Origin of the sequence: Microbacterium hydrothermale, from assembly GCF_004854025.1 — a bacterium.
GTDB lineage: Bacteria > Actinomycetota > Actinomycetes > Actinomycetales > Microbacteriaceae > Microbacterium > Microbacterium hydrothermale.
Genome location: NZ_STGM01000001.1, coordinates 12,806 through 27,031, shown reverse-complemented (window position 1 = coordinate 27,031; position 14,226 = coordinate 12,806). Strand labels below are relative to the sequence as shown.

General features: G+C 70.7%; 14 protein-coding genes and 1 tRNA gene. 4 read left to right on the top strand and 11 right to left on the bottom strand.

From position 1 onward, the window contains the following. Positions 1-176: 176 nt before the first annotated feature. Together FB047_RS00125 and FB047_RS00120 are read right to left on the bottom strand one after the other, a co-directional pair. A complete protein-coding gene (locus FB047_RS00125) occupies positions 177-1,538 on the bottom strand; it encodes a PhoH family protein (protein WP_205822514.1) in 1,362 nt (453 codons plus the stop codon). 249 nt (positions 1,539-1,787) lie between these two features. Further along, positions 1,788-2,561, bottom strand: a complete 774-nt coding sequence (locus tag FB047_RS00120) for an isoprenyl transferase (protein ID WP_136585822.1) — start codon at positions 2,559-2,561, stop codon at positions 1,788-1,790. Positions 2,562-2,726: 165 nt separating this feature from the next. Between FB047_RS00120 and trhA the strand changes: the two genes are divergently transcribed. Next, a complete protein-coding gene (trhA, locus tag FB047_RS00115) occupies positions 2,727-3,419 on the top strand; it encodes a PAQR family membrane homeostasis protein TrhA (RefSeq protein ID WP_136585821.1) in 693 nt (230 codons plus the stop codon). 104 nt (positions 3,420-3,523) lie between these two features. Here the strand turns inward: trhA and FB047_RS00110 are convergent, their stop codons facing one another. Next, a complete protein-coding gene (locus FB047_RS00110) occupies positions 3,524-3,799 on the bottom strand; it encodes a hypothetical protein (protein ID WP_136585239.1) in 276 nt (91 codons plus the stop codon). A 67-nt stretch (positions 3,800-3,866) separates the two neighbouring features. Between FB047_RS00110 and FB047_RS00105 the strand changes: the two genes are divergently transcribed. Together FB047_RS00105 and greA are read left to right on the top strand one after the other, a co-directional pair. Beyond that, entirely contained in the window at positions 3,867-4,262 is a 396-nt protein-coding gene (locus tag FB047_RS00105) for a DUF4307 domain-containing protein (protein ID WP_136585238.1), read from the top strand. A gap of 106 nt (positions 4,263-4,368) precedes the next feature. After that, a complete protein-coding gene (gene greA, locus FB047_RS00100) occupies positions 4,369-4,860 on the top strand; it encodes a transcription elongation factor GreA (protein WP_136585237.1) in 492 nt (163 codons plus the stop codon). A gap of 401 nt (positions 4,861-5,261) precedes the next feature. Here greA and ilvA read toward each other — a convergent pair whose 3' ends face one another. Together ilvA and FB047_RS00090 are read right to left on the bottom strand one after the other, a co-directional pair. Beyond that, entirely contained in the window at positions 5,262-6,491 is a 1,230-nt protein-coding gene (ilvA, locus tag FB047_RS00095) for a threonine ammonia-lyase (RefSeq protein ID WP_136585236.1), read from the bottom strand. Further along, entirely contained in the window at positions 6,488-7,678 is a 1,191-nt protein-coding gene (locus tag FB047_RS00090) for an AI-2E family transporter (RefSeq protein ID WP_136585235.1), read from the bottom strand. The genes ilvA and FB047_RS00090 overlap by 4 nt, the downstream gene beginning before the upstream one ends. Before the next feature lie 70 nt (positions 7,679-7,748). Between FB047_RS00090 and FB047_RS00085 the strand changes: the two genes are divergently transcribed. Beyond that, positions 7,749-8,990 (top strand): winged helix-turn-helix domain-containing protein, encoded by a 1,242-nt coding sequence (locus tag FB047_RS00085; protein WP_136585234.1) that lies wholly within the window; start codon positions 7,749-7,751, stop codon positions 8,988-8,990. A gap of 44 nt (positions 8,991-9,034) precedes the next feature. Here the strand turns inward: FB047_RS00085 and FB047_RS00080 are convergent, their stop codons facing one another. The 6 genes from FB047_RS00080 to FB047_RS17130 all read right to left on the bottom strand — a co-directional run bounded on the left by FB047_RS00080 (position 9,035) and on the right by FB047_RS17130 (position 14,203). Then, complete coding sequence (locus FB047_RS00080; RefSeq protein WP_076676385.1) at positions 9,035-9,604, bottom strand: LemA family protein; 570 nt, start codon at positions 9,602-9,604, stop codon at positions 9,035-9,037. Between the two features lie 102 nt (positions 9,605-9,706). Beyond that, positions 9,707-9,779 (bottom strand) — tRNA-Leu (locus FB047_RS00075). Positions 9,780-10,078: 299 nt separating this feature from the next. Then, positions 10,079-11,467, bottom strand: coding sequence for an NAD(P)/FAD-dependent oxidoreductase (locus tag FB047_RS00070; RefSeq protein WP_136585233.1), 1,389 nt, complete (start codon positions 11,465-11,467; stop codon positions 10,079-10,081). An 8-nt stretch (positions 11,468-11,475) separates the two neighbouring features. Beyond that, on the bottom strand, positions 11,476-12,798 hold the full coding sequence (locus FB047_RS00065; RefSeq protein ID WP_136585232.1) for a S8 family serine peptidase: 1,323 nt from the start codon (positions 12,796-12,798) through the stop codon (positions 11,476-11,478). Beyond that, on the bottom strand, positions 12,795-13,313 hold the full coding sequence (locus FB047_RS00060) for a DUF501 domain-containing protein (RefSeq protein WP_136585231.1): 519 nt from the start codon (positions 13,311-13,313) through the stop codon (positions 12,795-12,797). Before FB047_RS00060 ends, FB047_RS00065 begins: the two co-directional genes overlap by 4 nt. 206 nt (positions 13,314-13,519) lie before the next feature. Then, entirely contained in the window at positions 13,520-14,203 is a 684-nt protein-coding gene (locus FB047_RS17130; protein ID WP_240752376.1) for an FtsB family cell division protein, read from the bottom strand. Between the last annotated feature and the right edge of the window lie 23 nt (positions 14,204-14,226).

Below are 14,226 nucleotides of genomic sequence, written 5' to 3'. Positions count from 1 at the left end.
AGAACCCGGGGAGTTCGAAATGAGAACTCTCTCATCTAAGCGGTGGCCGTCCCGGGCCCCGGGCCTCGCGGCCCCGCACACGCCGAGGGCCGGGATGCCACGGCATCCCGCACCTCGCGGCCCCGCACACGAGGAGGGCCGGGACGCGTCGGCATCCCGGCCCTCCGATTCGTTCGTTACGACAGTTCGCCGGCCTCGAGCAGCTCCGTGACGAGGGCGGCGATCGCCGAGCGCTCCGAGCGCGTCAGGGTGACGTGGCCGAAGAGACCGTGGCCCTTGAGCGTCTCGATGACGGAGGCGACCCCGTCGTGGCGTCCGACCCGCAGGTTGTCGCGCTGCCCCACGTCGTGGGTGAGCACCACGCGGGAGTTCTGCCCGATGCGGCTGAGGACCGTCAGCAGGACGTTGCGCTCGAGGGACTGCGCCTCGTCGACGATCACGAACGCGTCGTGCAGCGAACGGCCGCGGATGTGCGTCAGCGGCAGCACCTCGAGAAGGCCCCGGGCGAGCACCTCCTCGAGGACGTTGCCCGAGACGACCGAGCCGAGGGTGTCGAACACCGCCTGACCCCACGGGCCCATCTTCTCCGCCTGATCGCCGGGCAGATAACCGAGCTCCTGACCCCCGACGGCGAACAGCGGCCGGAACACGATGATCTTCTTCTGCTGCTGACGCTCGAGCACGGCCTCGAGGGCGGCGCACAGCGCGAGCGCCGACTTGCCGGTGCCGGCGCGACCGCCGAGAGAGACGATCCCGACCTCCGGGTCGAGCAGGAGGTCGAGGGCGATCCGCTGCTCGGCGGAGCGACCGTGCAGGCCGAAGGCGTCGCGATCCCCGCGGACGAGGCGGAACTCCCCCTTGCCGGTGACGCGCCCCAGGGCCGAGCCCCGCTCCGAGTGGATCACGAGCCCCGTGTTCACCGGCAGCCCCGCCACCGCGGCGCTCACCCCGACCTCGGTCTCGTACAGGTCGGAGATCTCATCTCCCGACAGGTCGATCGTGGCGATGCCCGTCCAGCCGGAGTCCATCGCCTGCTCGGCGAGGTACTCCTCGGTCGCGAGCCCGAGGGATGCCGCCTTCACGCGCATCGGCAGGTCCTTCGACACCACGGTGACCTCGGCGCCGTCCTTGGCGATGTTCATGGCCACCGCGAGGATGCGGCTGTCGTTCCCGCCCGTCCGCATCCCGGACGGCAGGACCGAGGGGTCGGTGTTGTTCAGCTCGACGCGCAGCGTGCCGTCGTCGCCGACGGGGACGGGGAAGTCGAGACGACCGTGCTCGATGCGCAGTTCGTCGAGGTGGCGGAGGGCCTGCCGGGCGAAGTACCCGATCTCGGGGTCGTGACGCTTGCCCTCGAGTTCCATGATCACCACGACGGGGATCACCACGGAATTCTCGGCGAACCGGAAGAACGCCCGCGGATCGCTCAGCAGGACGGAGGTGTCCAGGACGTATGTGCGCAGCGCCTGATCGTCGCGCGCTTCGGACTCGGTGCTCTCGACGACGTGACGCTGGTCGTACGGTGCTCGTGCAGTCACAACCCACTCCCGACCCGGGTGTTCCACCCGGTTGTCACGAGTCGACCTGTGGGTCACGAGTCGCGATCCGAAGGTCGACTCGACCGGACTCCGTGTCCGATGAGATCACCGTACGTCCCCCGAGCACCGCCTCGGGTCGTTAACACGCCGCGAATATGACGAGTTCGTGAACAGCGGGAACACGCGGATTCCGTCGAGCAGATGATTCAGCTCAGTATGCCGCGCTCCGCTCGATCGCGAGCGCCGGCGTCACTGACCGAAGCGACGGTCGCGGGCTGCGAAGTCGCGGATCGCGCGCAGGAAGTCGACCTCGCGCAGGTCGGGTCCGAGCGCCTCGACGAAGTAGAACTCCGAGTGCGCGGACTGCCAGAGGAGGAAATCGCTGAGCCGCTGCTCCCCCGACGTGCGGATGACGAGGTCCGGATCGGCCTGGCCTCCGGTGTAGAGGTGCTCGCCGATCTGCTCGGGGGTGAGACTGTCGGCGAGCTCTTCGAGCGATCCCCCGGATTCGTCGTGCTTGACGATGATCGAGCGGACGGCATCCACGATCTCGCTGCGCCCCCCGTAGCCGACCGCGAGGTTGACGTGCAGGCCCCGGTGTCCGCGGGTGCGCTCGGTCGCCTCGTGCAGCACCTCCGCCAGCTCCGGCGGCAGCCCCTCGGCGCGCCCGACGTGCTGCACGCGCCAGTTCGGCTCGCGCGAGAGTTCGCCCGCGAGCTCGGCGATGATCTCGAGCAGGTCCTGCAGTTCTTTGCTGTCGCGCTTGACGAGGTTGTCGTTGGACAGCAGGTACAGCGACACGACCTCGATGCCGAGGTCGTCGCACCACCGCAGGAACTCGTGCATCTTGGCGGCACCGGCCCGATGGCCGTGCGCGGCGCTGTCGTACCCGAGCTGTCGGGCCCAGCGCCTGTTGCCGTCGATCATCATGGCGACGTGATGCGGCACGGTGGCCGGCATGCGGCGCCGCAGGCGCGAGATGTAGAGACGGTAGAGCGGACCCCGCCCCTCGTTCCTCCACACGCGCGCCACCCGCCTACGCTACCGCGTCGGGAGCCGCGGAACGCATCGGATCAGGGTGGTGCTTCCTGGGGGAAGGGTGAGCGCTGCCCCCATGTTCCCCCGGCGGCATGGGCCCGGACGTACTGTCGAGGAGTGAGCCCGCGAACCCCGACAGACGGCCCCGAGATGCCGCAGTTGCCCCTGCTCGAAGCGGGAGCGGTCGGCGCGCAGGCCGAACTCAAGCCCACGTGGCGCGGATGGATCCACGCCGGTACGTTCCCCGTCGCGATCGCCGCCGGAATCGTGCTCATCGCCCTCGCGCAGGGGACGCCGGGCAAGTGGGCGGCGGCGGTGTTCATGGCCACGTCGATGCTCCTCTTCGGCAACTCCGCGCTGTACCACCGGTTCCATTGGAAGCCGAAGACCCTCGCGGTGCTCAAGCGCATCGATCACGCGAACATCCTCCTGCTGATCGCCGGCACCTACACCCCGCTCGCGGTCCTCGCGCTGCCCACGCCCAAGACGGTGCTGCTGCTGTCGATCGTGTGGGGCGGGGCGATCCTCGGCATCCTGTTCCGCGTCTTCTGGATCAACGCCCCGCGATGGCTGTACGTCGCGCTGTACCTCGCCCTCGGGTGGGCGGCGGTGATGTACCTCGGCGATCTGCTCGCGGCGAACGTCGCGATGATGGTCCTCGTCGTCGTGGGCGGACTGCTCTACACCGCGGGGGCGATCGTCTACGCGATCAAGAAGCCCAACCCGTGGCCGGGCCACTTCGGCTTCCACGAGATCTTCCACGTGTGCACGGTCCTCGCCTTCCTGTGCCACTGGACGGCGTGCCTGCTGATCGCCCTCGCCCCGGCGTACCACGGGGGCTGAGCGAGCGAGTCGCCAGAACTTGTCGCTTCCGACCCCTGCGAAGCGACACGTCGTGGCGACTCACGCGAGGCGGGTAGCGGATGCCGCGCGCCCGCGGCCGCAGGTCAGCGGCGAGGGGCGGCGGGGTCGATGTCTTCGTCGTCGACGTCGGACGCGCGCTGGGCGGCGATCGCCTGCTCCTCGGCGTCCAGCTCGGCGTTGACCTCTTCGCGGTACCGGCCGCGACGGATTCGACGCAGCATGTCCCACACGAGCAGGAACACGGCCACGCCGATGAACGCGATCGCGGCGAATCCGAGGGGCCCGGGCGTGACGATCGACTCGTCGGGGGTGACGGCCGGGGAGGGCGTTGTCGCGAGGGCGACGATCACGGGGTGCATGGGTCGAGTCCTTCGGGGCGGACGGAAGCGCGTAGCCTGGAAGTCCAGCCTAAAGCCCGGAGAGAGCATGACGACGCAAGCCGACCTCGACGAACGTTACGGGCGCACGCGCTCCCCGCGGCGCCGCATCGTGGGCTGGTCCGTCGTCGGCGTCCTCGCGCTCGGAGCCATCGGCTTCCTCGGCTGGACGACCGTGTCGAGCAGCCTGAACTCCGTCACGGCGACCGACACCGGATACACCGTCGTCGACGACCGCACCGTCACGGCGTCGTTCCAGATCACCGCGCCGACCGGCCGCCCCGTCGCCTGCGCCCTCGAAGCCCGCGACGAGGAGCACGGCACCGTGGGCTGGCGGGTCGTGGAGTACCCGGCATCCGACGACCACACGCGGGCGTTCACGGAGCAGATCCCGACGCTGTCGTTGGCGACCACGGGTTTTGTCAACGCTTGCTGGGTGCCGTAAACTCGCGGAATCACGACGCGCCCCGGCACGATGCCGGGGCGTTCGACATATCCCCCGCCGACGGCCAGACAACGCACGCCGTCAGCGCCTCGACGAAGGAGTAACCGTGTCCAACGACGCTCAGGTGACGTTCCTCACGCAAGACGCCTACGACCGCCTGGCCAACGAGCTCGAGCACCTGTCGACCACGGGTCGCGAAGAGATCGCCAAGCGCATCGAGGCCGCCCGCGAAGAGGGAGACCTTAAGGAGAACGGCGGCTACCACGCGGCCAAAGACGAGCAGGGCAAGCAGGAGGCGCGCATCCGCACCCTGCAGCAGCTGCTCAAGGACGCGAAGGTCGGCGAGGCGCCCGAGAGCCACGGCGTCGTGGAATCCGGCACCGTCGTGACCGCGATCGTCGCCGGCGGCGAGGAGAAGTTCCTCCTCGGCAACCGCGAGATCGCCGCCAACTCCGAGCTCGACGTCTACAGCGAGGCCTCCCCGCTCGGCGCCGCGATCCTCGGCCTCAAGGAGGGCGACAAGGGCTCGTACACCGCCCCGAACGGCAAGGAGATCTCGGTCGAGATCGTCAAGGTCGAGACGTACTCGGGCCAGTAAGCCCCGCACCGTCCGCGAGCCGCTCCCCCGAGTTCCGCGGGGTGGGCGGCTCGCGGCGTCTCTGGGTTCGTGCCGGCGCGGTCGCGGTCGCCCGCGCGACCTCAGCGATCCGCACAGCCTCAGCCCGAATCACGGCCGCACAGCTGAGCTTGCGCGAATCCCGGAGGATATGACTCACGCACACCCTCAGCGATCCGCACAATGTCTCCCCAAACCACGGCCCCACAGCTGAGCCTGCGCGAATCCCTGAAGACATGACCCACGCACACCCTCAGCCACTCGCACGACCTCAGCCATCCGCACAGCCTCAGCCCGAATCACGGCCGCGCAACTGAGCCTGCGCGAATCGCGGAGGACACGACGACGGCACAGGCCTCCCGCAAGGGCCGCCGCGGCCGACGTCAGTCGGGTACGACAGTGGCCACGAAGCCGGCGTCCTCAAGCGTCTTGATGACCAGCGCGCGATGCTCCGCGCCCCGCGTCTCGACGCTCAGCTGGAGGATCACCTCGCTGATCTGGAGGCCCTGGCCGTGCCGCGTGTGCAGCACCTCGATCACGTTCGCCCCCACCTGGGCGAGCAGTTCCGACACGCGCGCCAGCTGGCCCGGGCGGTCGGGAAGCGGGATGCGCAGCGACATGTATCGACCGGATGCCGACAGCCCGTGCGCCACGACACGCTGCAGCAGCAGCGGATCGATGTTGCCGCCCGAGAGGATCGTCACCGTCGGGCCGCTGGCCTTCACCTTGCCGGCGAGGATCGCGGCCACACCGACGGCTCCGGCGGGCTCCACGACCTGCTTCGCCCGTTCGAGGAGCACGAGCAGGGCACGCGCGATGTCGTCCTCGGTGACGGTCACGACCTCGTCGACGTACTGCCGGATGAGCTCGAAGGGGAGATCGCCGGGGCGGGCGACGGCGATGCCGTCGGCGATCGTCGGCGTCGTCTCGACCTGCATCGGGTATCCCGCGGCCAGCGACGTCGGGTACGCGGCGGAGTTGTGCGCCTGCACGCCGATGATGCGCACCTCGCGTCCCTCGGCGGCCGCTCGCGCCTTGACCGCCGCGGCGACGCCGGCGGCCAGGCCGCCGCCGCCGATGCCCACGATCACGGTCTCGAGGTCGGGCATGTCTTCGACGAGCTCGAGCCCCAGCGTCCCCTGGCCGACCACGATGTCGCGGTGGTCGAAGGGGTGGATGAGCACGGCGCCCGTGCGCTCGGCGAACTCGGCCGCCAGGCGGAGCGGGGTCTCGACGGTCGCCCCCTCGAGGATGACCTCGGCGCCGTAGCCGCGCGTCGCGAGGAGCTTGGGCACGGGGACCCCGAGCGGCATGAAGATCGTCGCGGCGATACCGAGCTGCTGCGCTGCCAGGGCGACGCCCTGCGCGTGGTTGCCGGCGGATGCCGCCACGACACCGCGCGCGCGCTCCTCGGCCGTCAGCCGCGAGAGCCGGTAGGTCGCCCCGCGGATCTTGAACGAGCCGGTGCGCTGGAGGTTCTCGAGCTTGAGGTTCACGGGCACGCCGAGCAGGTCGGTCAGGTGCAGCGACTCGTCGAGGGGCGTGCGCGTGATGATGCCGCGCAGCTCCTGCGCGGCATCCTCGAACTCGGCCAGGGTGGGAGTGTCGTTCATGATCTCCTTCCGCGCTCACGCGGGACGGTCTGCCAGATGAGATCTCGGGATGCCAGGGCCTGGCCCTCGTGCTGCCACGCCTTCGAGCTGAGGTACACCGCGACGACGTTCACGAACGCCGCGAGCGGCACGGCGAAGAGGGCGCCGGCGATGCCGCCGATCATCGCTCCACCGGCGACCACGAGCACGACGGCGAGCGGGTGCACCTTGACGGCGGAGCCCATCAGGATCGGCTGCAGGATGTGGCTCTCGATCTGCTGCACGCCCAGGACGACGATGAGCATGAAGAGCGCGATGAGCGGCCCGTTGTAGACGAGGGCGATGAAGACGGCCAGTGCGCCGGTGGCGACGGCCCCGACGAAGGGGATGAAGGCTCCCAGGAACACCAGCACGCCGATCGGGATCGACAGCGGCACGCCGAGCAGGAACGCGCCGAGGCCGATGCCGATCGCATCGATCGTGGCCACCAGCAGCTGGGTGCGTGCGTAGCTCTTCACGGTGCGCCATCCGGCTCGCCCGGCCCCGTCGACCGCGGGGCGCGCGACGCGCGGGAACAACCGCGTGGTCCACCGCCAGATCCCGCCCCCGTCGGCGAGGAGGCACAGCAGGATGAACAGGGTGAGCAGCACTCCGGTGCCGACGTGGCCCAGGGTCGTTCCGATCGCGAGCGCGCCGGTCCACAGCACCTCCGCCTGCTGCTGCAGGAAGGTGCCGGCCTGGCGCAGACCGTCGTCGATCTGCTGGGCGCTGAGGTGGAGGGGTCCGTCGATGAGGTACTGCCGGAACTGCGAGACCGCGTCGACCGTGCGCTCGCGCACCGATCCGAACTCCCGCGTGATCTGCCACACCGCCAGCCACACCAGGCCTGAGATGATCGCGATCGTTCCGAGCACCGTCACGACGATCGCGAGCCACTTCGGCCAGCGGTGGCGCAGCAGGAAGGAGAACCCCGGCCAGACCAGGGCCGTCACCAGGATCGCCACCAGCAGCGGCACCACGAGGAGCTTCAACTGGATGACGAGGAAGATCACGACGCCGAGGGCGGCGGCGATCACGAGCAGCCGCCACGCGTAGGCCGTGGCCTGCCGCAGGGCGGGCGGGACGGGGGGCTGCAGATCGCTCGAAACCGTGCGCCGTTTCAAGGCGTCGAGGAAGGATCCGCGCGGTTCGGGATCGGTTCCACTCATCCCGTCAGCCTACCGCCGCGCTCACTCGGCGAACGCTGTGATGTCGGAGGCGGTGGATACGGTGAAAGGCATGACCACGACGCTCCGTCGCGCCGACGCGCGCCGCATCGCCCTCGCCGCGCAGGGGTTCTCGCGCCCCCGGCCCGAGACGGTCGGCACGCGCCAAATCACCGCGACGCTGACGCGCATGCGCATCCTGCAGATCGACTCCGTCAACGTCTTCTCCCGGTCGCACTACATGCCGCTGTTCGCCCGCCTCGGGGCGTACGACACGTCCCTGCTCGATGCCCTCGCGTTCTCCCGTCGGCCGCGCTGGGTGGAGTCATGGGCGCACGTGGCGTCGCTCGTCCCCGCCGACGACTGGCCGCTGCTGCAGTTCCGCCGCGACGACCTGCGTCGCAAGTACGGCGACGACGACTGGGCGCAGGCCCACCGGCCGCTGCTGCAGTGGCTCCGCGACGAACTCGCCGACCGCGGACCGCTGCGCCCGGCCGAGATCGACCACGACGCGCGCAGCGGCTCGCGCGGGTCCTGGTGGGGGTGGGACGACGTCAAGAACGGCCTCGAGCGCCTGTGGCTGTTCGGCGAGGTCGCGATCGCGGGGCGCCGCGGGTTCGAGCGGCGATACGCCCTGGCATCCGACGTCCTTCCACCCTCGGCTCTCGAGACGGCTGTTCCCCGACAGGATGCCATCACCGAACTCGTGCGCCGGGCCGCGCGGGCCTACGGGGTGGCGACGGCGGCCGACCTCGCCGACTACTGGCGCATCCGCGACCGCCCCGCGGTGCTCGCCGCGGTCCGCGACCTCGTCGACACGGGCGAGCTCCAGCAGGTCGAGGTCCAGGGGTGGAGCGTCGCCGGACGCCCGGCGACAGCCTGGCTGCACCGCGACGCCGCCCGTCCGCGGCGGGTCGACGCCGCCGCGCTGCTCACGCCGTTCGATCCCCTCGTGTGGTTCCGCGACCGGGCGGAGCGCCTGTTCGACTTCGACTACCGGATCGAGATCTACACCCCCGCCCCGCAACGCCGCTTCGGCTACTACTCGCTCCCGGTCCTCGTGGGCGACGACGTCGTCGGGCGGCTCGACCTCAAAGCCGACAGGGCGGGCTCCGCCCTGCGGGTGCAGTCGGCGTGGTGGGAGCACGGCGTCCCCCCGGATGCCGCGGAGCGCGTGGCTGCCGAGCTGAGAACCGCCGCGAGGTGGCAGGGCCTCGAGCGGATCACGGTGGCGCGGTGGGGAGACGCCAGCGATGCGATCGCCGGGGCGCTCTCGGCCGCGCGGCACGAGCACCCCGACGGGCGCTCGAACTGAGAAGCGACCCCTCCGACCGGCGGAGGGGGCGCATCACGGGTGCGTCAGAACTGCACGCGAGGCGGTTCGGAGATCGCGGCTCCGTCGATGACCTCGAAGAACTCGCGCTCGTGGAACCCGAGCTGACGCGCGAACAGGTTGTTCGGGAAGACCTTGATCTTGGTATTGAGCTCGCGCACGCCGCCGTTGTAGAAGCGGCGCGAGGCCTGGATCTTGTCCTCGGTGTCGACGATGGCCTGCTGCAGCTTGAGGAAGTTCTGGCTCGCCTGCAGCTGCGGGTAGGCCTCCGCCACCGCGAACAGCGACTTGAGCGCCTGCTGCATGTGCCCCTCGGCGATGCCCGCCTCGGCGGGGCTCTCGACATTGAGGGTCTCGGCGCGGGCGCGCGTGACGTTCTCGAAGACCGCCTTCTCGTGCGCCGCGTAGCCCTTCACCGTCTCGATGAGGTTCGGCAGCAGGTCGGCGCGACGCTTCAGCTGCACCGTGATGTCGCTCCACGCCTCGTCGACGCGCACGTTGAGGGCGACGAGGGCGTTGTACGTGGCCCACAGGTAGATACCGGCGATGACCAGGATGCCGACGATCACGATGACCGGTACGAGCCACTCCCACATAAGTCCCCACACTCCGTTCGAGAGGTTGCCCTTCAGTGTAACTGCGGGCCCGACGGCGCCAGGGAGCCGGGCGGTGACTCTCAGCGGATGCGATGGATGCCGTACCCCCGGTCAGACTCGAACTGACACTGAAGCGATTTTAAGTCGCCTGCCTCTGCCATTGGGCTACGGGGGCCCGTGCTCCACCGTATCGCGGGTGGCCGCGCGCCCGTCTCGCGGGGCCCCCGACTCGTGGTGGGGCGTTCGACATCGCCCCGGGGCGTCGAAAACGCGCCCGGGGCCACGAAGAGACGCCGCACCGTCTCGACCGGGCAGCACCAGCACGGTCGCGCGGATTCGGAGATCCGGATGCCGCGACCCGACACCCCGTACCGGCGGATCGCTCAACAGCCCGACCCCGCGCCCCCCGCGGCATCCGGGAACGACGAGACCCCCGCACCCTCACGGGGCACGGGGGTCTCGAAACGGACGAGGTTACTTCGCCGCGACGGGCTCGGCCTTCTTCTCGGCCGGGGCCGGGGCGTCGGCCGCGGGAGCCGCCGGGCGCGGACGCGCCGCGAACTCCTCGAAGGCCGCACGCGGCTGCTGCACCGTCTCGAGCGAGACGACCTCACGGCCGTGGACGAAGTTCTGCACCCAGTCGCCGATGACGCGGAACTTGCGCTCCCAGGTCGGCATGGCCAGGCCGTGGTAGCCGCGGTGGGCGAACCAGGCGATCAGACCGGTCAGGGCGATGTTGCCCGACTGGAAGGCGCCGTTGTACAGCCCCAGGCCCGCGACGGCACCGAGGTTCTTGTGGTTGTACTGCTTGGGCTCCTCGCCCCGCAGCACGGCGACGAGGTTCTTCGCCATGAGCTTGCCCTGACGCACCGCGTGCTGGGCGTTGGGGACGCAGAAGCCGCCCACGCCGCCACCCGAGAGGTCGGGCACGGCCGAGACGTCACCAGCGGCCCAGGCACCCTCGACGATCTCCTCGTCGGTGCCCACGCGCAGGTCGGGACGGGTGCGGATGCGACCGCGCTCCTCAACCGGGAGGTCGCTGCCGCGGACGACGGTGGGGTTCGCCATGACGCCGGCGGTCCAGATGATGAGGTCGGTGGGCAGCTGCTCACCGGTCGACAGCTCGATGACACCGTCGACGGCGCCCTTGACCTGCGTGTCGAGGTGCACGAACGCACCCTTCTTCGCGAGGTCGGCGAGCACCCACTCGCTCGTCTTCTGCGAGACCTCGGGCATGATGCGGCCCATCGCCTCGATGAGGTGGAAGTGCGTGTCGTCGAACGACAGGGTCGGGTACTGCTTCAGCAGCGACGACGCGTAGGCGCGGAGCTCGGCGAACACCTCGATACCGGCGAAGCCACCGCCGACGACGACGACGGTGAGGAGACGGTCGCGCTCGGGTCCGGCGGGCAGCACCGAGGCCTTGTCGAAGTTCGACGTCAGGCGGTCGCGGATGGCGACGGCCTCCTCGATCGTCTTCAGGCCGATCGCGTTGTCGGCGATGCCGGGGATCGGGAACGTGCGCGAGACGGCACCGGCGGTGACGACGATCTGGTCGTAGCCCTGCTCGAAGGTCTCGTCGCCCGCGATCGGGGTGATCGTGGCGGTCTTGGTCGCGTGCGAGATGCCCGTGACCTTGCCCGCGATGACCGTGGTGCGCTTGAGGTGGCGACGCAGGCCCACCACGACGTGGCGCGGCTCGATCTCGCCGGCGGCCACCTCGGGGAGGAACGGCTGGTACGTCATGTAGGGCAGCGGGTCGACGAGCGTGACTTCGGCCTCGCCTCGCCCGAGGAGCTTCTCGAGCTTCCAGGCGGTGTAGAAACCTGCGTAGCCCCCACCGACGATGAGGATTCTGGGCACGGTAGTGGTCACGATGGGAGGGACTCCTCGTTTGTGGTGCGGCTCGGCTCGCGGGAGGTGCGCGCCTGTCGGATTCGCCGGGCAGCAGCACTGACGCCGAGCGCAATCATTATAGCGGCCAGCGTGGCACCCCCGAGCGGCAGCGATCCGTAGAGCACGCTATCGCGTGACGGCAGCAGAGGCGAACCGGCTTCCGGCGCGGATTCCACGGGCGGGAGCGGCGGGATCTCGACGGGGCTGGCGGTGGGTTCCGGCGCCGGTTCCGCGTCGGCCCGGCGGTACAGCCGGATCCACTCCGTGAGGCTGCCGAGCGGGTTCTCGGCGACGGCCTCGACCCTCGAGTTCGAGACCGCGCCCGCGGCATCCACCAGGCCGTATCCGTAGAGCTTGTCGGGAACGCTCGTCGCCCCCGCGGCGGGCTTCGCCGTCGCGATCAGGCGGTTCAGCACGTTGTTCGCGTCGAGCTCGGGGTGAGCCGCGCGCACGAGGGCGGCGATCCCGGCGACGATCGGCGCCGCGCCGCTCGTGCCGTTCCAGCCCACCAGCGTCCCGTCGGCCGAGACGCCGATCAGTCGCTCGCTCGGTGCGGAGAGCCCGATCGTGATGCCCTGGGTCGAAGCGCTGTTGCTCGCGACGCCGTTGGGATCGACACCGCCGACGGCGAGGACCCCCGGGATCGTGGCCGGAGCGCCGACACGGTCGGTCCCGCTCCCCCTGTTGCCCGCCGCCACCACGACGACGACGTCGTGCTCGAAGGCGTACTCGAACGCGGTGTCCCAGCTGGTGTCCCAGTCGAGGGTGTTCGTGGTGAGCGAGAGGTTGATGACCGTCGCCCCGTTGTCGACCGCCCACGTCATCGCCTCGGCGATCTGCTGGGTGAAGGGCTTCGTGCTGGAGGCGCCGAACCCGACCGAGATGGACAGCAGCTCGGCCTCGGGCGCGACGCCGATCATGCCGCGACCGTTGCCCGTGCCCCGGGCCGCGGCCAGCGAGGCCACCCAACTGCCGTGGTTGGCGTCGACCGCGCCCACGGGCGTGCGTCCGTCCGAGGCGCCGACGCCCGACACGTCGGTGCCGCCGGCGACCGCGCCGGTGAACTCCGTCGGCCCGCGACCGATCCCCGTGTCGATCACGGCGATGGTCTGCCCCGCGCCGCGCGTGGTCTTCCAGGCCTCGCGCACCCCGTACTGGTCGAGCCAGTACTCGGAGGCGCGCACCGAGTCGGTGGGGTCTTCGGGCACCGGGCCCGAGGTCGCCACCGGGGCGGCCGTCGCTCCCGTCATCATCGCCACGAGGACGACGGATGCCAGGGCGACGACGACCCGCTTCATCCGCCGGCCCCGGGGCTTTCGCACTCGCACCGCTCGGGCGACCAGGTTCCGCGCTCCAGGGCGCGGTCGCCGATCGGATTGACGCCCGGCCCCGCCGCCAGGGCGTGCCCGGCGAGGGCGTGCAGGCACTTCACCCGCGTCGGCATCCCTCCGGCGGAGATCCCCGCGATCTCCTCGGGCTCGCCGTGCACGGCGCGGTCGCGGAGATACGCCTCGTGCGCGCGGAGGTAGGCCTGCTGCAGGTCCTCATCGTCGGCGAGGTCGTCGGAGAACTCCTTCATCACGTGGCCGGCCTCGAGCACCGACATCGCCGCGGTCGCCGCGGGGTGGGTGAGGTAGTAGAACGTGGGGAACGGGCTTCCGTCGTCGAGCCGGGGCGAGGTCGCCACCACGGTCGGGTTGCCGCACACGCAGCGCGCGGCGATGCCGATGACCCCGCGCGGGACGCGGCCGAGCTGCGCCTGGAGAACGGCGAGGTCGGCGTCGGATGCGGGGGCGAGCGGTGCGGTAGTCATTCCTGCCAGGGTACCCGCCCTCTCCGAGACGCCGCCGGACGGAGCGGGCGGATCATCGCCCCGGGCGGGCGAGGGATGCCGCGCGCCGCGCGATCGGCTCGAGCGCGCGCGGCTCGACGCCGTGGAGCGCCGCGCGCCGGAGGACCGGCGAACGACGACGTCGCGTGCCCGTCGCCGGGCGGACGGCATCCGGTCGGGCTCCCGTGTCAGCCGGCCGGCGTCGCCGAGGGTGCCGGATCGGGGACGCCGATCTCGAGCGAGGGAACGGCCACCTGAGCGGCCCCCGAGGCGGCGACCGATCGCACGAGCTGCGCCATCCAGTCGGTGCGGGTCTGTCCCACGTCGCCGCTGACGTCGGCCTGCTCCTGCGGGGTCGCCGACGCGGGGAGGTCGTTGTCGATGAGGTAGACGACCTCGCCGGGGAACGTGTACCCGAGCCGCTCGCGTGCCTGGGTGCGGATGTAGGCCGGGTCGGACCATCTCTCGCGCTGCGTCTGCAGGTCGGCGACCTCCGACTGGCTCAGGGCGACGGCGTTGCGCAGCGCCTGGATCTGCTGGCGCTGATCCATGTAGGTGCCCACGGTCGGAACGAGGACGAAGGTGCCGAGCACCACGAGGCCCAGCATGATGACCACGAAGCCCGACACGCGCACCTTGCCGAGCCACTCGCGCACGTCGACGCGGGGAGAGCTCGCCCGCGGCACGCGAGGCGCCGACCGCGAGTCCTTCGCGGGAGCCTGCCGACGCGCGGACGTCGCCTTCGCAGACGCCGGCTTCGCGGACGCCGGCTTCGCGGACGCCGACTTCGCGGGCTTCGACGTCGCGGGCTTCGACGTCGCCGCCGCACGGGCGGAGGGCGTCGAGCGGGGCGGCAGTGTCGGTCGTTCCACGTTCAGCCCCTCTCATCCGCCCG